General features: G+C 61.3%; 21 protein-coding genes. 10 read left to right on the top strand and 11 right to left on the bottom strand.

Going from position 1 to position 20863, the window contains the following annotated elements:
- Positions 1 to 129: 129 nt before the first annotated feature.
- Positions 130 to 1488: a tetratricopeptide repeat protein gene (locus AC25BC_RS04810; RefSeq protein ID WP_128407452.1), complete on the bottom strand. Its 1359-nt coding sequence runs from the start codon at positions 1486 to 1488 to the stop codon at positions 130 to 132.
- Between the two features lie 215 nt (positions 1489 to 1703).
- Positions 1704 to 2534 carry an alpha/beta fold hydrolase gene (locus AC25BC_RS04805; protein ID WP_017993360.1) on the bottom strand — a complete coding sequence of 277 codons (831 nt, stop codon included), beginning with the start codon at positions 2532 to 2534 and terminating at the stop codon, positions 1704 to 1706.
- A 104-nt stretch (positions 2535 to 2638) separates the two neighbouring features.
- Between AC25BC_RS04805 and AC25BC_RS04800 the strand changes: the two genes are divergently transcribed.
- The gene (locus tag AC25BC_RS04800) at positions 2639 to 3610 is read left to right on the top strand and encodes a glycerophosphodiester phosphodiesterase family protein (protein ID WP_128440263.1); all 972 of its coding nucleotides are present in this window, start codon (positions 2639 to 2641) and stop codon (positions 3608 to 3610) included.
- Positions 3611 to 3715: 105 nt separating this feature from the next.
- On the opposite strand, the gene AC25BC_RS04795 is transcribed toward AC25BC_RS04800, so the two are convergent.
- The gene (locus tag AC25BC_RS04795; RefSeq protein ID WP_128440262.1) at positions 3716 to 6013 is read right to left on the bottom strand and encodes a sensor domain-containing protein; all 2298 of its coding nucleotides are present in this window, start codon (positions 6011 to 6013) and stop codon (positions 3716 to 3718) included.
- Positions 6014 to 6267: 254 nt separating this feature from the next.
- Here AC25BC_RS04795 and AC25BC_RS04790 point away from each other — a divergent pair, with 254 nt between their 5' ends.
- Both AC25BC_RS04790 and AC25BC_RS04785 read left to right on the top strand, forming a co-directional pair.
- Positions 6268 to 7635, top strand: a complete 1368-nt coding sequence (locus tag AC25BC_RS04790) for a TIGR03808 family TAT-translocated repetitive protein (RefSeq protein WP_128440261.1) — start codon at positions 6268 to 6270, stop codon at positions 7633 to 7635.
- Positions 7636 to 7732: 97 nt separating this feature from the next.
- Entirely contained in the window at positions 7733 to 7945 is a 213-nt protein-coding gene (locus tag AC25BC_RS04785; protein ID WP_128440260.1) for a helix-turn-helix domain-containing protein, read from the top strand.
- Between the two features lie 222 nt (positions 7946 to 8167).
- On the opposite strand, the gene AC25BC_RS04780 is transcribed toward AC25BC_RS04785, so the two are convergent.
- Complete coding sequence (locus AC25BC_RS04780) at positions 8168 to 9280, bottom strand: P63C domain-containing protein (protein ID WP_206642412.1); 1113 nt, start codon at positions 9278 to 9280, stop codon at positions 8168 to 8170.
- Positions 9281 to 9861: 581 nt separating this feature from the next.
- Between AC25BC_RS04780 and AC25BC_RS04775 the strand changes: the two genes are divergently transcribed.
- Positions 9862 to 10527 carry a glutathione S-transferase family protein gene (locus tag AC25BC_RS04775; RefSeq protein WP_128440259.1) on the top strand — a complete coding sequence of 222 codons (666 nt, stop codon included), beginning with the start codon at positions 9862 to 9864 and terminating at the stop codon, positions 10525 to 10527.
- A gap of 3 nt (positions 10528 to 10530) precedes the next feature.
- On the opposite strand, the gene AC25BC_RS04770 is transcribed toward AC25BC_RS04775, so the two are convergent.
- The gene (locus AC25BC_RS04770) at positions 10531 to 11427 is read right to left on the bottom strand and encodes a LysR substrate-binding domain-containing protein (RefSeq protein WP_128440258.1); all 897 of its coding nucleotides are present in this window, start codon (positions 11425 to 11427) and stop codon (positions 10531 to 10533) included.
- Positions 11428 to 11604: 177 nt separating this feature from the next.
- Here AC25BC_RS04770 and AC25BC_RS04765 point away from each other — a divergent pair, with 177 nt between their 5' ends.
- Together AC25BC_RS04765 and AC25BC_RS04760 are read left to right on the top strand one after the other, a co-directional pair.
- Positions 11605 to 11799, top strand: coding sequence for a hypothetical protein (locus AC25BC_RS04765; RefSeq protein ID WP_128440257.1), 195 nt, complete (start codon positions 11605 to 11607; stop codon positions 11797 to 11799).
- A gap of 38 nt (positions 11800 to 11837) precedes the next feature.
- Entirely contained in the window at positions 11838 to 12203 is a 366-nt protein-coding gene (locus AC25BC_RS04760; RefSeq protein WP_128440256.1) for an MmcQ/YjbR family DNA-binding protein, read from the top strand.
- Here the strand turns inward: AC25BC_RS04760 and AC25BC_RS04755 are convergent.
- The gene (locus AC25BC_RS04755) at positions 12188 to 12808 is read right to left on the bottom strand and encodes a glutathione S-transferase family protein (protein ID WP_128440255.1); all 621 of its coding nucleotides are present in this window, start codon (positions 12806 to 12808) and stop codon (positions 12188 to 12190) included. The genes AC25BC_RS04760 and AC25BC_RS04755 overlap by 16 nt on opposite strands.
- Before the next feature lie 400 nt (positions 12809 to 13208).
- Positions 13209 to 13565, bottom strand: coding sequence for a DUF4406 domain-containing protein (locus AC25BC_RS04750; protein WP_128440253.1), 357 nt, complete (start codon positions 13563 to 13565; stop codon positions 13209 to 13211).
- Between the two features lie 142 nt (positions 13566 to 13707).
- Here AC25BC_RS04750 and AC25BC_RS04745 point away from each other — a divergent pair, with 142 nt between their 5' ends.
- Positions 13708 to 14463, top strand: a complete 756-nt coding sequence (locus tag AC25BC_RS04745; RefSeq protein ID WP_128440252.1) for a DeoR/GlpR family DNA-binding transcription regulator — start codon at positions 13708 to 13710, stop codon at positions 14461 to 14463.
- Here the strand turns inward: AC25BC_RS04745 and AC25BC_RS04740 are convergent.
- From AC25BC_RS04740 to AC25BC_RS04730, 3 genes are all read right to left on the bottom strand, one after another.
- Positions 14438 to 15178, bottom strand: a complete 741-nt coding sequence (locus AC25BC_RS04740) for a hypothetical protein (protein WP_128440251.1) — start codon at positions 15176 to 15178, stop codon at positions 14438 to 14440. The two genes, AC25BC_RS04745 and AC25BC_RS04740, sit on opposite strands and share 26 nt — an antisense overlap.
- 131 nt (positions 15179 to 15309) lie before the next feature.
- Positions 15310 to 16317 (bottom strand): asparaginase, encoded by a 1008-nt coding sequence (locus AC25BC_RS04735; RefSeq protein ID WP_113546196.1) that lies wholly within the window; start codon positions 16315 to 16317, stop codon positions 15310 to 15312.
- Positions 16318 to 16595: 278 nt separating this feature from the next.
- A complete protein-coding gene (locus tag AC25BC_RS04730) occupies positions 16596 to 16907 on the bottom strand; it encodes a hypothetical protein (protein WP_128440250.1) in 312 nt (103 codons plus the stop codon).
- Positions 16908 to 17058: 151 nt separating this feature from the next.
- Between AC25BC_RS04730 and AC25BC_RS04725 the strand changes: the two genes are divergently transcribed.
- Both AC25BC_RS04725 and AC25BC_RS04720 read left to right on the top strand, forming a co-directional pair.
- Entirely contained in the window at positions 17059 to 17286 is a 228-nt protein-coding gene (locus AC25BC_RS04725) for a hypothetical protein (protein WP_164903052.1), read from the top strand.
- A 144-nt stretch (positions 17287 to 17430) separates the two neighbouring features.
- Positions 17431 to 18642, top strand: coding sequence for an MFS transporter (locus AC25BC_RS04720; protein ID WP_128440248.1), 1212 nt, complete (start codon positions 17431 to 17433; stop codon positions 18640 to 18642).
- 25 nt (positions 18643 to 18667) lie between these two features.
- On the opposite strand, the gene AC25BC_RS04715 is transcribed toward AC25BC_RS04720, so the two are convergent.
- Positions 18668 to 19291, bottom strand: coding sequence for a helix-turn-helix transcriptional regulator (locus AC25BC_RS04715; RefSeq protein ID WP_128440247.1), 624 nt, complete (start codon positions 19289 to 19291; stop codon positions 18668 to 18670).
- Positions 19292 to 19392: 101 nt separating this feature from the next.
- Here AC25BC_RS04715 and AC25BC_RS04710 point away from each other — a divergent pair, with 101 nt between their 5' ends.
- Positions 19393 to 20832 carry an MFS transporter gene (locus AC25BC_RS04710; RefSeq protein WP_128440246.1) on the top strand — a complete coding sequence of 480 codons (1440 nt, stop codon included), beginning with the start codon at positions 19393 to 19395 and terminating at the stop codon, positions 20830 to 20832.
- Positions 20833 to 20863: the final 31 nt, after the last annotated feature.

Below are 20863 nucleotides of genomic sequence, written 5' to 3'. Positions count from 1 at the left end.
GAATCGACCACTGCGCAAGCTCGTCTTCGTCGTGACGTTGGTCGAAAACACTCGGACAGTAACGAGCATGGCCGCCTTTCCTCAAGACGGCCATGCTGACCTTCCGTGTCTGCGACAGAAGGCCGTTGCTCAGGCGATAGGCGTCATCAGCAGGCTCGTTCCGTCGTGGCCAACCAGCATGTCCAGTGAGGTACCTGCATGGACGTCGACCGGCTGTGGGAAAGTGTGAAGAACCTGGAGCCAACCTCCATCATGATAGCCGTCGGGGTGGTTATCGAAAACCACACCCTCGATCAGATCGACCTTCATCCACTGGACGACCCCGACGGCGGAGCCGTTTGCCTGCACCGGCACCGATATCTTACGCAGCGCTGCAGAATGTTTGCGGGCGGTGAGATCCACGGCAGCGATCTCGAAATCGTCCGAAAGCCTGGTCCACTCGGTCATCGTGCCGTGAACGGGTAGGCGCAAAGGGGCGAGCGCATTGAACTGCGACATGTCGAAGCCGGAGACCTCGCCGACATGGGCATAGTTGGAGAGCGTTTCGCTGGCAACCAGGCAGCCGATGGCGGAGGCGGCGCGTGGAATGACGATCGCGTCCTCGCGGACCAGGCGGGCGTGGGCGTCCTCGAAGGTTTTCAGCACGCCTTCGGCAAGGAGATCGCTCGAAAGAATCTCGGAAATCAGGATGTCCGCGCGGGCTTTCATCTCTCTGCCGACAGAAAGTTCGGTCGAGGACTTTTCGAAGATGTCGATCTGTTCGCGATAACCATTGGCGGCGATGATCCTCTCCGCCGTCTGCGCTATGGCCGGCACACTCTCACAGGTCGCGATATTGGTGGCGCCAGCGCGCGCCGCCATCATCGACAGCAGACCGCTGCCCGCGCCGATATCGAGGATCTGCGCATCCGCTCCGCGCAGCTCTATGGCAAGGCGGATTGCCGCTTCAAAAGCATCGTTGCGTCGAGTGTCGTTCATCATGGCGATGTGCCAGAAGGGCACGATCAACGAGGAGATCCGTCTTATCTGATGCCAGGCATTGATATTGTCCGGCTGCAACCGCAGAACATGACGGAATTCGGCCAGCGCCTCCGGCTGCCGGCCGGAATCGGCCAATGCGACAGCGAGGTTGTTCCGCACGAGAGGATTTTCGGGTGACAGGCCACGTGCCATCTCATAGCAGCCGACCGCTTCCGCCGACCGGCCGAGCTGACGCAGCAGCGCACCTTTTTCCATCAGGGCGACGAGATGGCCGGGATTGAGACCGAGCAGCTTGTTCCAGTAGTAGAGAGCGGTTTCTGCATCACCTCTCTTTGCGACGACACTCGCCAGCAGCGGTAGGATATCTATCGTGCGATAGTCCTTGTGGAGGACTCGGACATAGGCTTTCTCGGCGCTTTCGAAATCGCCCGAGGCCTGAAAACTCATAGCGTCGCTCAGCGATTTTTGCGCGATCGAAACTCGCTCTTCAATATCGATACTGATCATTCCTGCTCCCTGGGCCTTCTCAAGACATGCGGGGGAGCCGCGGATCGAGCACACGCCATCGGCCGCGCAACCTACCCATGCATAGGAAATCACATGAGCGGGCGGCGGCTCGAAGGTTTCCGTGAGCGAACGACAAAACGAATCCTTCCCACAGGACCCTACGTTTGCCGTTCCGAAAAAGTTACCGAATTCTTAGGAAATTGCCCTGCCGCGGCTCAACGCCGCAAGTCTTCATTTTTTCGTGTGCCGATGTCATCCAGGAAGTTGACCACAGCGACATTAAACTCACCCGGTCGCTGCAGCGGCGCGAAATGGCTGACGCCTGTCAGATAGATCATCTCAGCGTTCGGAATGCTGCGGGCAAGATATTCGGCATGGTCGGGCTTGATGAATTCGTCGTGCTCGCCAAGCACGATTGCGACAGGCACGCGGATCAGGCCCAAGTCGGAAGCCTGATAATTCGGCTCCGTTCGCATCATCAGGCTGACCGCCTCGACGAATGGGTTGAAATCATCCGGCGTGGTGGACAATGCGCCATAGTCCTTGGCGTGCCGGCCGAAGCATCGGTCGATGACCGGGGTCGGGACGAATTCCCGCGTGCCGCTCGGATCCATGTTGCAGGCGAAGAAGAAGACGCCCTCGACCCGCGACGGCGCCGTCATGGCGAGGATCAAAGCGATGCAGGCGCCGTCGCTCCAGCCGATAATGGCCGCCTTGTCGAGATGCAGTTCGTCCATGACGGCAAGCACATCGGCAGCCATCAACTCATAGCTATAGGGACGGGAATCTCGGGTGCTTCTTCCATGGCCGCGGCTGTCGACAAGCACGACGCGGCGGCCACGGCGTAACAGTGCCGGGACCTGATAGCCCCAGTTGCCGCTGTGGCCGAGGCCGCCATGCAGCAGAATGACGGGCGGGCCGGCGCCATAGCTCGCATACCAGATACGGGCGCCGTCATGCGCGACATGACCGTCGACTGCCGCCGGCGGCAACGGCGCGGCGCCATGCGCTTCGAAATGGATGAGTTCGTCGTCGTCAACTTCCATAGTGATCAGACTCATTGTTGCCGCAGCATAGAAAAGCCGGAAAACAGCCCAAGAACAACCAGAATCGTTTTCTAGCCCTTGCGATGCAACCAGGGGGATCGGCATTGGGCAGGAAGTTTTTCTTTTGTGCGGCGGCAATCGCGATCGCCGCGGCGGGCGTCTACCTCAACAATACCAGCCGGCTCGCCGAACATCGGCCGGGAAAGCCGGTGCTGCTCGCCCATCGCGGCATCGCCCAACGGTTCGACGAAACCGATCTCAAGAACGACACCTGTACGGCGAGCCGCATGCTGCCGCCGAATCACGATTATCTGGAAAACACCATTCCGTCGATGCAGGCAGGCTTTGCGGCGGGCGCCGATATCGTCGAGATCGACATACATCCGACGACGGACGGGCAGTTTGCGATTTTTCACGACTGGACGCTCGACTGCCGCACCGACGGGCATGGCGTCACCCGCGAGCATTCGATGGCTGACATGAAGAGGCTCGACATCGGCTATGGCTATACCGCCGATGGCGGCAAGACCTTTCCCTTTCGCGGCCGGGGCATCGGGATGATGCCGACGCTTGCCGAGGTGCTGTCGACCTTTCCGGATCGGCGCTTCCTCATCAACGTCAAGAGCCGCGATCCTTCCGAGGGCGAAAAGCTCGCCGCCGTGCTCAACGGGCTTTCCCCCGCACGACGGGCGGAGATCCTCGTCTATGGCGGCGACGAGCCGATCGACGTCGTGCGCCGGATGGCACCCGATATCAAGACTGCCTCGCGCAAGAGCCTGAAGCGCTGCCTCACCGGCTATATCGGCTATGGCTGGACCGGCCTGCTGCCGGACGAATGCAAACATGCGATGATGCTGGTGCCGATCAATATCGCGCCGTGGCTCTGGGGCTGGCCGGATCGTTTTCTCAACCGGATGCAGGATGCCGGGACCGACGTCTTCGTGCTCGGCCCCTATCGCGGCAATGATTTTTCCACCGGCATCGACGACCCCGCGCAACTGGCGCGGCTGCCGCCGAACTATGCGGCGGGCATATGGACGAACGAGATCGAAGCGATTGGCAAACTTATGAAATAAGGTTTGAAAGACCTCACATCGACCTGATCGATGCGACGTCTTTCAATGTTTCCTTTTGTGCATGTCGTTCTCCCAAAACCGCTGCACACTTTTGGGCGACATGCACTAAAGACTACGCGCCCGCAGCAATGCCGGGATCTCCTCCGGGGAGACCGGCTTGGAGAAGCGGAAGCCTTGCGCCTCCTCGCAGTGGGCCTGGCGCAGGAAATCCATCTGGGCGTCGGTTTCGACGCCTTCGGCGAGAACCGAGAGCTTCAGCGTCTGCGCCAGCGAAATGACCGCCGAGGCGATGGCGACGGCGGTCTTGTCGCCCGGCAGGGCCTCGACCAGCGAACGGTCCATCTTCAGGCGGTCGAAGGGGAAGGTCTTCAGCGCCGCCAGGCTGGAATAGCCGGAGCCGAAATCGTCGATCGACAGGCGGACGCCCAGCCCCCGCAGCGTTTCCATCATGGCAAGCGCGCGTTCGGCATTTTGCATCACCACGCTTTCGGTGACTTCCAGCTCCAGCCAGCGGGACTGCAGGCGGTGGCGCTCGAGCGCCTCGGCGACGTGGGTTGCGAAGTCAGGATCGGCGAACTGCTTGGCCGAGACATTGACGGCAATCGTCAGCGGCGCCAGGCCCATGTCTTGCCAAAGACGCGCCTGGCGGCAGGCCTCGTTCAACACCCAGAGACCGAGGGGAACGATCAGGCCGGTCTCTTCGGCGAGCGGAATGAAATTGACCGGCGGCACCCTGCCCTTTGCCGGATGGTTCCAGCGCACCAGCGCCTCGAGGCCGGTGATGCGGCCGGTGGCGACATCAACCTGCGGCTGGTATTGGAGGAACAGCTGGTCGCCGGTGATCGCCTGATGCAATTCTTCGTGCTCGCCGAGCGGCATTCCGACCGGCGTGCTGCCGCCTTCGTGATGTTGCAATGTGTTGCGGCCGAGTTCCTTGGCGCGGTACATGGCGCGGTCGGCATTGGCGAGAAGCTCTTCCGAGGTCGCGCCATCGAAGGGGAAGGCGGCAACGCCGATGCTCGAGGTGACGGTGATTTCGCCGTCCGCGCCGCGGATCGGCCGGTTGATTGCCTTCTGCAGCTCGCGAAGGCGGCGCGTGATGCCGGCATCATGGCTCGACTGGTGGACGAGCACGACGAGGAATTCGTCGCCGCCGAGACGCACCACCATATCAGACGCCCTGACGCTATTGGCCATGCGGGTGGCGATCTCCTTCAGCACCTCGTCGCCGGCAGCGTGGCCGCGGCCGTCATTGATGTCCTTGAAATTGTCGAGATCGATATAGGCGACGGTCACCTTGCGGTTGTTGCGCCGGGCCTGGTCGAGGATGCTCGCCAGCCGTTCCTTGAGGAAGGCGCGGTTCGGCAGGCCCGTCAGATCGTCATGATGGGCCATGAAATGAATGCGGTCGTCGACACGCTTGCGCTCGATGGCGATGCCGGCGATATGGGTGGCGAGCGCCACCAGCGTCATCTCGTGGTCGGTGGGACGGCGGATTTCCCTGGAATAGAGCGCGAAAGTGCCGAGCACGTTGTTCTGTGAGGTGGCGATCGGCGTCGACCAGCAGGAGCGGAAGCCGAACGGGGCGATCAGGGCGCGAAAATCCTCCCAGAGCGGATCACTCATCACGTCGTCGACGATCACGGTCTGACCGCGCCAGGCGGCGGTGCCGCAGGAGCCGACCTTGGGACCGATCGTAACGCCGTCGATGAGCCGGCTGTAGCCGCCGGGCAGATTGGGAGACGCGCCGTGATAGAGCCTGGTGCCCTCGCTGTCGAGCAGCAGCACCGATCCGTCAATCCCATCGAGCTGCGCCTCGATCATCAGCACGAGCGCCTCGAGGATCATCGGCAACGGCTCGTTGCGGGCGATCATTTCGAGCAGGCTCGCCTGGCCGCGATGCAGATCCTCCTGGCGCTTGCGTTCGGTGATATCACGGGAAACACCGATCAGACCGACGATTTCGCCACGATCATTGCGCAGCGGTATCTTCGAAGTCAGCCGGCATATCGGTCTTCTGCTGCCGGGAAGAACGTAGGATTCCTCCATGTCGATGCGGGCTTCGCCCGTCGCCATGATCTGCTGCTCGATATCGAAATGGTGGCGCGCCGTCTCGAAATCGAACAGGTCGAAGTCGCGCTTGCCGGTCATCAGCGCAGCACTCTCCAGGCCAAGGCTGCTGGCGGTGACTGTATTGGCGAAGACGAAGCGGCTGTCACGATCCTTGACATAGAGAAAGTCGGGAAGTTCGTGGACGATTTCCTTGAGGCGCAGGTTCTCGATACCTTCGGAGAGGTGGTGGGCGGTCGATGCCATCATTGCCTCCGTCGCGGCGATGATGCGTCGCGTTTCGGCCGTCTGGGCATCGGTTGATTCCCATCGCCTGGCACCCAATTCGCGCATGACGCCATTCCCCCTGCGGCCGAAGGCCGTATTCCACACCCGCCATAATAGAAATTCCCTTAAAAGTAGTCCTCATTTCCTTCGGCTTGCTTAAATGAAAGGGTGAACAAGACGACAATATAAGCGGCGAGATCCTGCCGTTCGCCGCGGCCGCAGCTGCAATTTCCGCCGTATTTGCCAAGCTTGCGCCAAAAGAATACATGCGGGATTGGCACGCTTCCTGCTACGTGCGCGTTATGACAAGTGATCCCCGGATGCCTTCACGCCGCGACATGCTTTTCTTTCTCGCTGCGTCAGCCGTTGCGGGAGGAGCATCGCGCGCGCCTGCCTCGCCGCTGACGGCAGCCACTCAGCCCGATCTGCGCGGAGCGATCGACGCAGTGGAATATCGCGCCATTCCCGAAAGCGGCGACCGCACGACCGGCAACCTTGAGCAGATGATCAAACAGGCGGCGCGCGCGAACGTGCCGGTGTTCCTGCCGCCCGGCACATACCGGGTCTCCAACCTCACTTTGCCGGACAATACGCGTATCACTGGCGTGCCCGGCGCCTCGCGGATCGTCTATACCGGCGATGGCCATCTCTTTTCGGCCGAGAACGTGCGGCGCATCGAGCTTTCCAATCTCGTCATCGACGGCGGCAACCGCTGGCTTGGCGACTATGCCGGCGGGCTTTTGCAATTCACCGGCGTCGACGAGGTGCTGATCGACAATTGCGAGATCGGCGGCAGCCGCAAACATGGGCTGCAACTGGAGCGCTGCGGCGGGCGGATCGAGCGCAGCCGGATCTCGGGGGCTGCCCAATCCGGGCTTTATGCAGTGGATTCCAGCGCCCTGTCGGTCACCGGCAACACGGTCTCGGATTGCGGCAATGGCGGCATCCTGGTGCATCGCTGGAAAAAGGCGGAGGACGGCACTATCGTCTCCGGCAACCGCATCTTCAACATCCGTGCCAATGACGGCGGCACCGGGCAAAACGGCAACGGCATCAATATCTTCCGCGCCGACGGCGTGATGGTTGTGAATAACCAGATCTCCGACTGCGCGTTTACAGCGATCCGCGCCAATTCGGCCTCGGACATCCAGATCAGCAGCAACCAGTGCCGGCGATCCGGCGAGACGGCGATCTATGTCGAATTCGCCTTCGAGGGCGCCGTCGTTTCCGCCAACATGATCGACGGGGCGGCAAACGGCATTTCGATCGCCAATTTCGACGAGGGCGGCCGGCTGGCGAGCGTTACCGGCAATGTCGTACGCAACCTGACGCTGAAGGGGCCTTACAAGCACGAGGTCGGTTTCGGCATCGGCATCGCGGCCGAAGCCGATACGCTGATTTCAGGCAATGTGATCGAGGGCGCGCCGCGCTGGGGGCTGCAGATCGGCTGGGGTCCGTATCTGCGCAACGTCGTTGTGACGGGCAATGTGGTGCGCAAGGCGCCTGTGGGATGCGCCGTATCGGTCGCCGACGGCGCCGGGACCGCCGTCATCACCGACAACATCTTCCAGGAGACCGCCGAAGGCGCGGTTCTCGGCTTCCAATGGGAGAAGAAGGTGTCCGGCGAGATGGCGGGCGGCGGCTCGCCCTATGCGCAGCTGACCGTCGAGCGGAACCGTATCTCCTGACAATGGTAGTGTCTCAGTTTGAATTTTGAGCCGATTGACAGGCTATCGGGTCCCGCTTCATTTCCTATATGATTAGCGGAAAGCACAGGAGGAAATCGTGGCGACAGTGCTAGAGCGCATCAAAGAGCGAATTGCCGAGCGGCCCGGTCTTACTGAGGCCGAACTTGCACAAGCAATTTTCGGGATGGATGGTTATCAACAGCGCGTCAATTCCACGTGCCGATTGATGATCGCAAAAGGCGAGATTGAGCGGCACGGCAGCGGTGGGTCATCCGATCCATACACCTATCATTTCCCCGGAGTTATATAATCCCCACCGGACCTAAAGGACAAAAGCGCCCGCCGACGTGATCGGCGATGCAGTCAAAATCAAGCGCATCGCCACCGATGAAGACGACGCGAACATTGACGACGGCAAAGACCAGAACGTGAACGCTCTCGGCGCGTAGGGCGGCAAGAAACGTGCCGAGAATATGACGCCGGAACAGCGCGCGGAGATCGAAAAAGCAGCTGGAAAACGGTGGAGCAAGAACTAGAGGCCTTTGCCGTCATCTTTTTCCTGAGAATAATCCATAGGGAGCATCGCAGTGTCGCCTTTACGTGGGTAATGCTCATTGAGTAGGTTCATGAACCCATCCCACGACTTGCTGATACGCATAAACGCAACGACGGCCCCCAAATGCTCCTTAAGTTTTGGATAGCCAATATTTTTCGTAAGGCTCTGAGTGTACCTAGCGGTTGGCCGACCGTGCTCGTTGCGAGGTGTAACCCTTTTTAGCTCCTTAAGAACCCCGGACTCCAGCCGTTTATAGACGATATCGTTGGTCAAATGTCCGAAATACTGCGGTCTGCGAACGGACTCGGTGGAATATTCAAGGCCCCGAAGTCGAAACATATTCTCGTAAAACTCAGGCGGGAAGGTTTGAACCCATCCCTGCAATTCCTTAGCTACCCACGCTTCCAAAAGTTTCGCCAACGCGTCTTTGGCGCGATCGCGCTGGTATCCAGTCGCTTCGTCAATAAGCGCTATGATGCCGATACGAGCAAATCCCCGGACCAAAATCTCGGCCTGACGCGCTATATGCTCCTGTTGCTTTTGCAGGACGCCACTCGCACGCGCCGCAAGTACGGCTTCGCAAATGTCGGCCAATACCGTTGCCTCGTACCCATATGCTAGGCTACCGGTCGTTGTTTTGAAGCGAATAGGCTCAGCGGTCCGATCGACCAACTCATTGGAAACAAATGGCTTTAGGCGTCCTTGTGTTACAAATTTGGCAAGACGGTCCCCGCCTTTGCTGTAGCTGCCGCCGTGGGACATATTGAGTGCACCAATCAAGCCGGTTTGTTGCAGTACCCTCCTTCCGTCATCAAGGACATAGCAAGCAAGCTCGATATCGCCAATACGCAGGGGATGGTCCTCTGACCCATGCGTTGCCTGCTTTATTTCCCCAGACCACCGGGACGCCGCGCCCTTCCTTGCCTGAAGAGAACGCTCCTCTCTGGTCATACTTGCCATCCTTGCCTTCCCGCCTTTTGCCTTGCCTGTTGCCTCTGGTTCGTCCGTCATCGTTGTTCCCTTTGCCTGCATAATCTGGAATGCAGGCATAATGCATGCAAAGTGGTTATTTGCAAGCATATTTGACATTATGCCAGCATATTGCCTGACGCGGAGCAAAAAAACTCAGATAATAGAGGCGTGAAACGCCACAGATCTGCGCCCAGATCCTCCTCATGCTTACGAGGGATCGTTCATGCGTTCGATCTCTCGCATGACTGGATCAATACGGTTTCCAAGCTGTCGGTTGACGCTGGCGCGGTCTGCGCTGCCTTCCATGATGAAGCCGTTCGCGGCCTCTAAGCATCGATCGTTTTTCACGCGAGCGGGCAAGAATTCGTCACGCCCCCACGAACCACAAGTGTCAACTGCGAAACTTGGAAGCCGCGTGCCAGGATATCGCGGCTGCGTGGGGAAACATCGCACCCTCCAGGGAGCTTCGATCCTACAAAGGCATGCTTCCGAGATCCGAAGCACCGGACGGAGGTGCTTATCAGGCACTCAGCTCTCCTCCGTCCTGTGAAAACCGCCGCCCGGTTTGCACAACTACGCACTTTGTTACCGGAACTGCTGGGGGCATCAAAAGCTTTCATCATCCCATCAGCCACAAGGACTTTTCCCACGCCGGTCCGACATTTACGGTCTCTCGGACACATCGAGGGGATATGGACATGCTGACAATCTACGGGGTCTATCGGTCGCGCGCTTCACGTGTCTACTGGATGGCGGAGGAGCTTGGGGTCGAATTCCGTTCGGTGCCGGTGCTGCAGGCACGGCGGCTGGCAGATCCGCTGTCTCAGGAGGCGCCGCTCAACACGCATTCGCCGGAGTTCATTGCCGTCAACCCGATGGCGCAAATCCCCAGCATCAGGGACGGCGACCTGGTCATGCACGAGTCGCTGGCGATCAACCTCTACCTCGCGCGCAAACACGGCGGGCCTCTTTCCGGACAAACCGTCGAAGAAGACGGATTGCTGACGATGTGGACGGTCTGGGCGGCTTCGCAGGTCGAGCCGCTTACTGTGAAGATCGTGCTCACATATGATAACAGGCTCGAAAATAGCGACGAGGGCAAGCAGACGATCGCGGTCGCCTGCCGCTCGCTGCGCAGGCCTCTGGCGGTTCTCGAAAACCACCTTGCCGGCCGGCCATGGATCGCCGGCAACCGCTTCACCGTCGCCGATCTCAACCTCGCCGAGGTACTGCGCTACGCCCAGAGCGAAGAGACGCTTTTCGAAGCGCATCCCAACGTGAAGGCCTGGATCGAACGCTGCCAGTCCCGCCCGGCCTATAAGGCCATGCAGGCGACGCGCGGTAAAGAGCCGACCGAGGTTTGAAAATTACTGGAACAGCCTGAGCGTGCCGGCCATTTCCTCGCGGATCCAGGCCTTGAAATCCTTGACCTTCTTCGGCTCGCGCGTGCCTTCAGCGGTGACGAAGTAATGGCCGAAACCGGTCGGCGCGCGAATGCCGAAAGGGGCGGCGAGCCGGCCTTCGGCGAGCGCAAAGGCGGCAAGGGTCTGCCAGGCGAGCATAACGCCTTGGCCTGCAATCGCCGCATCGAGACAGAGCGAGGCGTCGTTGAAGACGTGACGGGTCGAAAGCGTAGCACCTGATAGCCCGACCTCGCGCATCCAGACCTCCCAGGTGAACATGGCATGGCCATCGATGATGGCAGGCAGTTGGAGGATATCGGCGGGCTCTTTCAATGTCGCCGCCATCTCCGGGGAACATACGGGAAAGACCTCCTGTGCCAGCAGCAGTTCGGCCTTCACATCCGGCCATTTGCCGTTGCCGACGCGGATGCCGATATCGACATCGCAAAGCGCCGGATTGACGAGATTGGTCGTCGCATCCAGCCGCAGCTTGATGTCGGGATGACGCTCGGCGAAGCGATCGAGCCGGTAGACGAGCCAGCGGGCGGCGAAAACCGGCGCCACCGAGATCGTCAGGATCGTATCGTCCTTGCGGCTGGCGATCGACACCGCTGCCGAAAGCCGGGCAAAACCCTCGTCGAGCGCCAGGAGCACCGGCCGGCCGGCTTCGGTGGCGATCATGCCCCTGGCGGTGCGCTCGAAGATCACCTGCCCGAGCTGGGCTTCAGCCTTGATCACCTGCTGGCTGACGGCGCCAACCGAGACGCCGAGCTCATCGGCCGCGGCCTGGAGCGAGCCGAGACGACCGACGGCCTCCAGCGCCCGCAGGCCATTGAGATGGACCATATTCAAGTTCTTCATATAGTTTTTCTATAGCGCGGCCGCATTAATCTCAATTGAAAATCTGCCTGTGGAGGCCGACATTGCAAGCATAGGCAATCCATTCAAACGCAGTGCGTGAGGCGGATAGGATAGCTCAGCAGGCGAAAGCCCCTTTGCGATCATCCTTCTACGCCACTGAAGAAAGCGAGGCCTGCCATGTCGTTGCTGAAGTTTTTCTCGAGACCTGCCCTTCCCGTGGGAAGCACAGAAATCATCCCCAGTTGGAAGGATGATCCGCTCCGGCATCCCGAGGTCGAGCGCATGTCGATGCGCGAAATCGCCGATCTGCCGCTCGGGATGCCGGCCGGCTTTCCCAAAGGGGCGAAGCCGACGCTGGCGAAATGCGCGTGAAGATATGGTAGGTTCGCCCTAACCGAAAGGGCGAAGCAATGGCCGAAGACGTCGATGCGATCTTCCAACGCCTAAAACGGCTGGCGGCGGAAGCCGGCCTGCCTGATGTCGAGGAGAGCACCTCCTACGGCAATCCGGCGCTGAAGGTCGGCGGCAAGAGCTTTGTCGCGGTGAAGAACGCAGAGACGATCGTGATCTCGATTTCGCTCGACGACAAGGATCACCTGCTGGAGATGGCACCTGACGTCTATTTTCAAACCGATCATTATGTCGGCTGGCCGCATCTGCCGGTGCGCGCCGCCGTGATCGGCGACAAGGAATTGCGACTGCGGTTGATCGGCGCCTGGCTATTCAGGGCGCCGAAGAAGCTTGCCGCCGGATTTAAGGATCAGGCCCGATCGTAGGCCAGCGCCCGCTGCACGGCGGGACGCTGCAGCATGCGGGCGTGATGGTCGCTTGCCTTTTCGAAGCGGGCGGGATCCACCCCGTCCGACGGCAGCCAGTCGGTCATGACGAAGAGGTAGGGATCGGCGAGCGAATAGGCCTCCCCCATCACCCATGGGCCTGCAAACATCGTCTGCTCGATCAGCGTGAAACAATCGGCCATGTTTTGCGGCACCTTCGCCTTCATCGCCTCGATTGCCGCCGGCTCGTCGGCCCAGCGGGAGCCGCGCGGGCGATGGGCATGGTTCACATGCACGGTCGAGCAGATATAGCTGTTGAAGGACTGGAGCCTGGCAAATTCGAAAGGATCGTCAAGCGGCGCGAGCTTGGCGGCCGGGGCGCTCTGGGCGATATAGGCAAGGATCGCCGGCGTTTCCGTCAGCACGCCATAATCGGTGACCAGTGCCGGCACCCGGCCCTTCGGGTTGATCTTCAGATAGCCCGGCGCGCGCTGCTCGCCGTCGCGGAGGCTGATCTTCTTGACTTCGAAGGCCAAGCCGGATTCTTCCAGGGCAATAAGGCTTGCGAGCGCGCAGGTTCCGGGCGCGTAATACAGTGTCAGCATGGTTCTCGACTCCCTTTCGGCAAGGGTTATAGCGTAGCAGTGCGCGGGTCGGAACTGCTGGGATTGGGTTTTGCTTCTCCTCTCCGGACTCATCAGAACAAGGTGGGTGCGAGGCAACGACCGATGTGCCGTGCCTCGCCCCTCATCCGGCTGCCGCCACCGACCGGGGTCGAGCCACGGGTCTCGACCCGTCCTTCGGACCCCCGCAAGCGGGGCGAAGGGGATATGCCGCGACCTCTCCATTCCCCACTCGCCTCGCGCAAGGCACATCCCCTCGCCCCGTTTTTACGGGGAGAGGGCTAGGGTGAGGGGCAGCTCCTGCGCCCGAGCTTGTCTTGTCTACCAAGGAGCAAATACACGCTGCCGCGACGCTCTGACGTCTGACGAGGCCAAACTCCTCTCAGCCGCAGCCCGGCACATCTTCCAGCCTGTGCCAGACCGGGATGCCGCGTTCCCGGGCGATGCGGACGTCGTTGTCCGCTCCCTTGGAATCGCCAGGCAGGCGCAGCACGCCCTCGCAGAGCTGCAGCAACCGGCCCGCGACCGGGTGGAAGATCTCTTCGTAGAGCGTGTCGCCGACCGACCGGCCGCCGGCGGCGTGCCAGATCGGCAGGGCCACCCATTCGCCGATCATCGGCACATGGCCGGCCTGAAACAGCGCGTGCGAGGGTTGCTCCAGCCGCTTCAGGTTGGCGGCCATCTTTTCCGGGTCGTCGCCGGTTCCGGACCGATAGGGCCCGGCAATCAAAATCAACATGATCCACTCCTTCGCTCCGCTTTATGCGTGAGCACTTTCCCGGCCTCATGCACGGGATTTCGTGAAAATGCACGATATTCCTTGAATGTCGAGTCATTTCGTGCAATATGAGCTATTCTGTTTAATTTCGTGCAGAGAGACGATGCTGACAACCCAACGCAAAACCCTCATTCTCGACATCCTGCGCCGTGACGGCCAGGTGATCGCCAAACGCGTGGCCGAGGATTTCGCCCTTTCGGAGGACACGATCCGGCGTGACCTCCGGGAAATGGCGGCAGAGGGGCTGCTGAAACGGGTGCATGGCGGGGCGATGCCGCTGGCGCCTGATCTGCCGGATTTCACCGCCCGGCGCAGCGTCTCGTCGCAGATCAAGGCACGGCTCGGGGCGGCGGCGGCGGCAATGATCAAGCCCGGACAGATGATCTTCCTCGACGGCGGCACGACGACAGCGGAGATCGTCCGGAAACTGCCGCGCGACATGCCGCTGACGGTTGCGACCCACAGCCCGACGATCGCCGCCGAGCTGGAACACCACCCGACAGCCGAGGTGATCCTCACCGGCGGGCGGCTCTACAAACATTCGATGGTGGCGACGGGCGCAGCGGCGATGGCAGCGATCTCGCAGCTTCGCCCCGATCTCTTCTTCCTCGGGGTGACGGCGGCGCATCCGGTGCACGGGCTTTCCACCGGCGATTTCGAGGAAGCGGCGATCAAGCGGCACATCGCCCGCTGCTCGGCCGAAACGCATGTGCTGCTGACCGAGGAGAAGTTCGACCTCGTCTCGCCCTGCCCGGTGCTCGGCATTTCCGAGGTGGCGGGGCTGATCGTGCCCATCGAGATGACGGCCGAACAGCTGAAACCCTATCGCGATCTCAACGGCGCGATCGCCGCAGCATGATGGCGCTGCGGGAGGGCTGCTGTGCTGCAGCATGCGGCAAGAGGCTTGCGGCAAGGGCCGCGATGAAGGCCGCCAGCACGGCATAGGCCGGCGCCATGCTGCCGGTTCCAAAGGTCAGCACCATCTGCAGATATGGCTGCGCCAGCGCGATGACGACGGAAAGTGCCGGCATGTCGAGCAGTGTCCCGGCGATCCGCGACAGTTCCGGCATGAAGGCTACGCCGGCAAGCGCGCCGTAGACCGCCGTCAGGCGGAGTGTGAGGCGCAAGGGCACCGAGGCTGCAAGAGGCAGCATGTCGCCATCCTCGAGCGCAAACATGAGATAGATGACAAAGGCCGCCAGAAACAGCAAGGCGACCGGCAGCACCGCCAGGGTGGTGGGTTGCGTCAGAGCCGCCGCATCCGCTGCAACGAAGAGGAGGATCGGCGTGGAGGCGACGAACCAGACAGCGACGACCGGTCCCCAGAACCAGATGAGCGAGAGCGTGTGAAGACGCAGCAGCGTTGCCATGAAGAGCACGCCGAGTGCAGCCCAGATGCAGGCGGGTTTGAGCATGCCCGATATCAGCCGGAGGACCGGCTCGCAGGCGCCGGCCATATCGCCGCAGCCGGACAGCTGGATCGTGAGCCAGGTGATATAATCGAGGCTCAGCGCGGCGAACATGAAGATGCCGATCCCCATCAGCATCCACCAGAGATAGCGGCCTGCAAACATGCCCTGCCCTCACGGCTTCCAGGACTGTGCTCACGTCGCCGCGAAAGGGTGCATCCGCGATCGCAGGACGTATCCCTCTTTATATTAGGCAATTCTTATTTTTCTAATAACTTATATATGTAAGCTCGTAGTCATCCGGCCAAGGCGGAGGTGACCCTGATATCGCCGACATGGATGCCGTTCCAATTGAGCATCGGCGTTGCGGCATGAGCCATCAATGCCGCATGCACCTCGCTCTCCGCCTCGAAGAAGCGGGCGAGGGTCGCCGCCACCATGGCTTCGGCAGCGCGGGTCATGCCATCCTCGCATTTGAGCGCGATGGCGATGCCCTTTTCCGGGATCGCCGCGCAGAAGACGCCTTCGGCACCTGTCTTGCAGAAGATGCGGCCGGGGGCGATCTGCATCAGCGCCGTGCAGGCGCGCCCGGAGCCGGCGACATAGAAGGGCTCGGCCATGCAGGCCTCGATCAGCCGGCGGGATGCCTTGGCGCGCAAGGGTTCCAGGCCGGTGCCGGTCGCCATTTTGGCAAAACCATGGGCCAGGCTGCGTAGCGGCACGGCATAGGTCGGGATCGAGCAGCCGTCGGTGCCGCAGCTATCGGCGCCAATCACGGCGCCGGTCAGGCTTTCCATCACCGCGCGGATCTCGATCTGCAGCGGGTGCTGGGTGCCGACATAACCCTTCGGATCGAGGTCCTGATGGCAGCAGGCGCAGATGAAACCGGCATGTTTTCCCGAGCAATTGTTGTGCAGCGCGGTCGGCGCCTCGAGCGTGCGGGCCTGATGGATCAGGGTCTTCTGGCTCATGGACCAGTGGGCGCCGCATTCCAGCGCTTGCGCATCGCGACCGGCACGCAACAGCATGGAGGAGGCGAGCGCCACGTGCTCGTCCTCGCCATTGTGCGAGGCGCAGGCCAGCGCCAATTCCTTGTCACCGAAGCCATAGGCATCGGCAGCACCGCTCTCGACCAGCGGCAGCGCCTGCATCGCCTTGCAGGACGAGCGCGGAAAGACCGCGACCTCGATGTCGCCCAGCGAGAAGACAAGCTTGCCATCGCCATCGACCACAGCCACCGAGCCGCGATGGCGACTTTCGACGAGCAGACCGCGGGTGACTTCGACGGTGACGGGATTGGTCATGAGCTCTCATCCGGATGCTGGCGGGATAGCGCAGTCCATAACGCGTCACGCGGGGAAAGCCAACGGGGTTGACGCTTTGCAAGGGTTAGGCGGCTGCGCGAGGGCCTGCCTGATGGAGCAACTGGCGCGCCTGCGGTGAGTTTGGCGGAGACGTCACCGCACATTCCGTCCTCCTCGGCCTTGAGCCGAGGATCCATGCCCGCTGCTGGTGGAGGTCAGCGTGGGTCCTCGGGTCAAGCCCGAGGAAGACGGAGAGGGGGTGAGCTTCCGCGCTTTTCCTAATCTCTTTCAACAACGATGTTCCGCAGAACACCGTGTCTGTCACGAGCCCGGATTTCGATGGTTTTGCTCTTATTTCCAGCATTCACGACGTTACATATTTCGTTGATGGCATCCCAAAACTGTGCGCCGACAGGCGAATCTATCTCAAGAGTTGTCATGACTTGTCTCGCCGATTTCCAGGTAATGGGAAAATCGCAAGTTTTCGTACCTTGACGAAAGGTGCGCTCAAACGGCGTCGGCGGATCAAGGAGCGTGCAACCTGCAACAGCGAAAGAAAGCGCAACAGCGCCAATAAAGCGAAATTTCATTGTCCCCACCCAATTGATCAACCCCGGCGAGCACTAAGGGCAGAAGATTGATAGAGTCAATTGGCCGCCATCCCAGGCCTTGAGTTTGGACGCATCGGGACGCTATCGTGCAGCCCGGTTCACATTCCAAGGAATTGTTTTGCAAGCGGGCATGTCTATCACCGAGTCCATATTGTTGGCATTTTTCACCATTGTCTCCCTGGGTCTGGCGTCTTGGCTGGCACGCCGGCCGGCAAAGGCGAGCGTTGGAATAATCCTCGGAACACTTGTGGGGCTGGCGCTGATCGTCAGCACCTCAGCTCTGGTCGGATTTTTGGGAAAGGTGCTTCCCTTCGGGCAAATCGACTTCTGGCTCTCAAGTTTGGTCGCGAAATTCTGAGCTAGGCGCTCGGCCTCGTTGCGGGCTCGGAGCGCGATCACATCGTCCAAATATTCATCACATAAATTGACCGAGGCGATCGAAGACTATCGTTTCTCTGATGGGTCCGATGCGACTAAGAGTGGTGCATCAGGAACCGTTCCCATGTCATCCACCTTTTCCTTGATCCTTCGCGACAACAGGATCCGCATCCCAACCGTGACCCTCGTCGCGCTCGCCTTCACCTATGCGTCGACCGCGCCCTATCAGGCGATCATCGGGATCAACGAACTCGGCATGAGCAACGGCGCCTATTCGGCACTGGTGTTCTTGTCTTCGATCGTCAACGTCACGACGAGCCTGACGCTCGGCATCTGGTCGGACAGGCTGAAGGAGCGCCGGCCGCTGGTGCTGGGGCTTTGCGTCGCCGGCATGCTCGGCTTCGGGTCGATCGCGCTCATTCATAGCCCCGCGGTCTTCATCTTCTCCACGCTGTTGCTGGTGCCGATGAGCAATTCCACCTATTCGCTGCTGTTTGCCAGCCTGCGCGCCAGGACCAACCAGATGGACCGTGGCCAGGGGGCGGCGATCACCGCAACGGTGCGGGCGCTCTTTTCCGGCTCATGGGCGCTGGCGCCGGGGTTGATCGGCCTCTATCTCGTCAGTTCGCCGTCGATGACGCCGGCCTATGGGATCGCGGCACTGGCAAGCTGCACCTGCTTCTGCCTGTATTTTTTCTTCGCACCCGGAAATGGCTCAGGCGGCCCTGCCCCCGATCCAGTCGGCTTCTTTGCTTCGCTGAAACGGATTTTCGTGCCGCATGTGCTGTCGCGCGTCATCGTCATGGCGATGCTGTTCGGGCTGCAGCGGCTGAACGCCATGCTCCTGCCGCTGATCATTACCCGTGCGGCTGGCGGCACCGTGGTCGATGTCGGCTTCATTGCAGGCTTGACGGCGTTGCTCGAGATGCCGTTCATGATGATGTGGGGCTTTGCGCAGCGCCGCTTCCGAAGCGCGCATGTGCTTGCCTTCGGCGCGCTGATCTATTGCGTCTATCTGCTGCTGCTCGGCTTTGCTTCCGCACCCTGGCACGTCTACGCACTCCTCCTCTTCAATGCCTGTGGGGCGGCAGCGATCCTCAGCGTGCCGATCACCTATCTGCAGGACCTGATCGCGGACCGGCCGGGGCTTGGAACCTCACTGATCTCGCTGAACACGTTCATTGGGGTTGGCATCAGCGCCGGTCTCTTCGCCTTCGGCACCGCGATCACCGATTATTCCGGCACCGCCTTCGTCGGCGCGGCCGCGGGTCTCGCATCGATCGGAGTGCTGCTCTATCTCGAAAGCAGCAGGCGGCAGGCGCGGCAACCGGCGTGACATGCGGCGCTCCGATCGACAGGCGTCAATGCGGCGTGATGCGATAGGCGCAGCGGCGGGCGCCGGCGAGGATGTGTTCGCTGCGTTCGACCTCGGCGCTGAGGACGGCGCGGAAGGTTTCGAGTTCGGAGCGGCAGAAGCCGGCGCAGGCGGTGGCGGCCGCACAGATCGGGCAGTGGTTTTCGACCAGCATGAAGGAGCCGTCCGCTTGTCTCCAACAATCGGCCATATAGCCCTCGCGGGTGCGGATGCCGGCAAGGGCCTCGACGCGGGCGGCAAGGTCATGCGCCTGGCTGAGTTCCTGCCGATAACGCTGCAGCGTCTCGGCCTCGCGGGCGGCAATGACCGTATCGAGGGCTGCGGGGCCGAGCTGTTCGACGAGCGTGCCAAGGAGGTTTGCCGTCAGTTCGGCATGGCCATCCGGGAACTGGCGGTTGCCGCTGGCTGTGAGGTGCCAGAGCTGACGCGGCCGGCCCCGGCCCGCGGCGGCAACGGTGACCGGTTCCACCAGCCCCTCCTCCGCCATCTTCGACAGTTGCTGGCGGGCGGCTTCGCCTGATATGCCGAGCGCATCGCCGATCGCGGCGGCGAGCTGCGGGCCGTCGGTCTTTATCAGGATCAGGATCCGGTTGGCTGGGGACTGGCGCATATTTTCCAAGTCAAGTCTTGTTTAATTTGAGGCGGCGTGTAATTTTCCAATTTATAACTTGGAAAATAATCCTCCGCCAGCAAAAATCTCGGGATCATCCCATGTCGAATATCGACCAGACTGCAACTATTCCCAACGCTAGCTCCCTCTTCCGCCTCTTTGCGCCCGAGCACCTGCCGGCAACGCTGATGCTGGCAGGCGGCGTGACGCTTTATGCGGTGGAGACTTACATCATGGCGACGATCGCGCCCTCGATCGTGCGCGATATCGGCGGCCTCGCGCTGTTTTCCTGGGTCACCAGCCTGTTCGTCGCCGCGGCCGTACTCGGCTCGATCTTTGTCGCCATGCGGCCGCGCGGCATCGGGCTTCGATCCGTCTATGTGGTCGCGGCGCTGGTCTTCGGCGTCGGCAGCCTGGTTGCCGCAGCCGCACCGTCGATGCCAGTGGTGCTGATCGGACGTGCGGTGCAGGGTCTCGGAACAGGCGCACTTGCCGCGCTCGGCTATGCCTTTATCCGCTTCGTTTATCCCGAGCCGCTATGGCCAAAAGCCTCGACGCTCTATGCGGCGATCTGGGGGGTCTCGACCGTCATCGGGCCGACGTTCGGCGGCTTCTTTTCATCCGGCCACGCCTGGCGCTACGCATTCATCGTGCTCGTGCCGCTCGGCCTGCTGATGGCGGTGCTGGCGCCGCGGCTGTTGCCAGAGGTCGAGGATGACCGCGAGCAGGTAAAGACGCCGATTGCCCAGATCGGGCTGCTGCTTGCCGCCGTCCTGATGGTCAGCACGGCCGGCGCGATCGAGACGACAGCCACGAAGGTCGCGCTGATCGTCGCTTCGGTCATCGCGGTCGCCGGCATGATCTTCATCGAGAGCCGAAGCCCGAACCGCCTGCTGCCCTCTGGCGCCGTCAGCCTTTCCCAGCCGATTTCCCGGGTCTACCTGGCAATGCTCGCCATGACCGTCGTCCTCGTCAGCGACGTGTTCATTCCCTATTTCCTGCAGACCCTGCATGGGGTGGCTCCACTCGCATCGGGTTATCTGGTGGCGCTGGTTGCCCTCGGATGGACGTTTGCGGCCTTCCTCAGCGGCTCGCTGACCGGCAGGCGGGCGTACGCGGCAATCGTCATTGGCGCCCTCATCGAGGCGACGGCGACCGCTTGCCTCGCCGTCTTCCTAGCCAAGGACAATCCCGAGGGGCATATGCTCCTTATCGTGCCGGCGGCGATCGGCATGTTCATGATGGGCTTCGGCATCGGGCTCGGCTGGGCGCATCTCGTCGCCATGGTGCTGAAACTCGTCGCCGACAACGAGAAGGACAAGGCTTCTGCCGCGATCCCGACAATGAGTTCGCTCGGTGGGGCGTTCGGGGCCGCCTTCTCAGGCGTCATCGCCAATGGCGCCGGCCTCGTTCATCCCGGCGGCATATCAGGCGCGCTTTCGGCAGCGCACTGGCTCTATCTGCTGATGGCGGTGCCAGGTGTTCTCGCCGTCGCGGTGTCGCTGACATTACCGCGCCGCGCGTCCGATATGACGCACTAAGAGCGCCCTATCTCTTTGTTTTGGCGCAATT

Source organism: Rhizobium sp. WSM409 (assembly GCF_057653825.1).
This window is presented reverse-complemented; position numbering and strand designations above follow the sequence as displayed.

Excerpts from the sequence above, each read along its gene's own strand:
- AC25BC_RS04795 (WP_128440262.1), bottom strand. The coding sequence starts at position 6,013 with ATGCGCGAATTGGGTGCCAGGCGATGGGAATCAACCGATGCCCAGACG.
- AC25BC_RS04790 (WP_128440261.1), top strand. The coding sequence starts at position 6,268 with ATGCCTTCACGCCGCGACATGCTTTTCTTTCTCGCTGCGTCAGCCGTT.
- AC25BC_RS04760 (WP_128440256.1), top strand. The coding sequence starts at position 11,838 with ATGGCCGAAGACGTCGATGCGATCTTCCAACGCCTAAAACGGCTGGCG.
- AC25BC_RS04805 (WP_017993360.1), bottom strand. The coding sequence starts at position 2,534 with ATGGAAGTTGACGACGACGAACTCATCCATTTCGAAGCGCATGGCGCC.
- AC25BC_RS04765 (WP_128440257.1), top strand. The coding sequence starts at position 11,605 with ATGTCGTTGCTGAAGTTTTTCTCGAGACCTGCCCTTCCCGTGGGAAGC.
- AC25BC_RS04755 (WP_128440255.1), bottom strand. The coding sequence starts at position 12,808 with ATGCTGACACTGTATTACGCGCCCGGAACCTGCGCGCTCGCAAGCCTT.
- AC25BC_RS04740 (WP_128440251.1), bottom strand. The coding sequence starts at position 15,178 with ATGTTTGCAGGCCGCTATCTCTGGTGGATGCTGATGGGGATCGGCATC.
- AC25BC_RS04730 (WP_128440250.1), bottom strand. The coding sequence starts at position 16,907 with ATGAAATTTCGCTTTATTGGCGCTGTTGCGCTTTCTTTCGCTGTTGCA.
- AC25BC_RS04710 (WP_128440246.1), top strand. The coding sequence starts at position 19,393 with ATGTCGAATATCGACCAGACTGCAACTATTCCCAACGCTAGCTCCCTC.
- AC25BC_RS04810 (WP_128407452.1), bottom strand. The coding sequence starts at position 1,488 with ATGATCAGTATCGATATTGAAGAGCGAGTTTCGATCGCGCAAAAATCG.
- AC25BC_RS04735 (WP_113546196.1), bottom strand. The coding sequence starts at position 16,317 with ATGACCAATCCCGTCACCGTCGAAGTCACCCGCGGTCTGCTCGTCGAA.
- AC25BC_RS04770 (WP_128440258.1), bottom strand. The coding sequence starts at position 11,427 with ATGAAGAACTTGAATATGGTCCATCTCAATGGCCTGCGGGCGCTGGAG.
- AC25BC_RS04715 (WP_128440247.1), bottom strand. The coding sequence starts at position 19,291 with ATGCGCCAGTCCCCAGCCAACCGGATCCTGATCCTGATAAAGACCGAC.
- AC25BC_RS04750 (WP_128440253.1), bottom strand. The coding sequence starts at position 13,565 with ATGTTGATTTTGATTGCCGGGCCCTATCGGTCCGGAACCGGCGACGAC.
- AC25BC_RS04720 (WP_128440248.1), top strand. The coding sequence starts at position 17,431 with ATGTCATCCACCTTTTCCTTGATCCTTCGCGACAACAGGATCCGCATC.
- AC25BC_RS04725 (WP_164903052.1), top strand. The coding sequence starts at position 17,059 with ATGTCTATCACCGAGTCCATATTGTTGGCATTTTTCACCATTGTCTCC.
- AC25BC_RS04775 (WP_128440259.1), top strand. The coding sequence starts at position 9,862 with ATGCTGACAATCTACGGGGTCTATCGGTCGCGCGCTTCACGTGTCTAC.
- AC25BC_RS04780 (WP_206642412.1), bottom strand. The coding sequence starts at position 9,280 with ATGTCAAATATGCTTGCAAATAACCACTTTGCATGCATTATGCCTGCA.
- AC25BC_RS04745 (WP_128440252.1), top strand. The coding sequence starts at position 13,708 with ATGCTGACAACCCAACGCAAAACCCTCATTCTCGACATCCTGCGCCGT.